The organism is Pseudomonas sp. F007 (genome assembly GCF_057814275.1).
This window is the reverse complement of the sequence record NZ_JBVATA010000025.1, coordinates 1-542: the sequence shown is the minus strand read 5'-3', so window position 1 is coordinate 542 and position 542 is coordinate 1. Positions and strand designations below refer to the sequence as shown.

The 542-nt window shown below is 47.4% G+C and carries 2 tRNA genes and 1 rRNA gene; all 3 read left to right on the top strand.

The features are described from left to right. Positions 1-78, top strand: a 16S ribosomal RNA gene (locus ACZYR5_RS29555); the annotation flags it as partial. Between the two features lie 81 nt (positions 79-159). Further along, positions 160-236 (top strand) — tRNA-Ile (locus ACZYR5_RS29550). Between the two features lie 29 nt (positions 237-265). After that, positions 266-341, top strand: a tRNA-Ala gene (locus ACZYR5_RS29545). Positions 342-542 lie beyond the last annotated feature (201 nt).

Below are 542 nucleotides of genomic sequence, written 5' to 3'. Positions count from 1 at the left end.
ACCACGGTGTGATTCATGACTGGGGTGAAGTCGTAACAAGGTAGCCGTAGGGGAACCTGCGGCTGGATCACCTCCTTAATCGACGACATCAGCTGCTGCATAAGCTCCCACACGAATTGCTTGATTCATTGAAGAAGACGATAGAAACAGTCCGAAATTGGGTCTGTAGCTCAGTTGGTTAGAGCGCACCCCTGATAAGGGTGAGGTCGGCAGTTCGAATCTGCCCAGACCCACCAATTTTGTGTGGAAAGACCTGTAGTGATACGGGGCCATAGCTCAGCTGGGAGAGCGCCTGCCTTGCACGCAGGAGGTCAGCGGTTCGATCCCGCTTGGCTCCACCATACTGCTTCTACTGTTTAAAGCTTAGAAATGAGCATTCCATCAGGATGATGGTGAATGTTGATTTCTAGTCTTTGATTAGATCGTTCTTTAAAAATTTGGGTATGTGATAGAAAGATAGACTGAACGTTACTTTCACTGGTAACGGATCAGGCTAAGGTAAAATTTGTGAGTGACTCTTAAGAGTTTTGCGAATTTTCGGC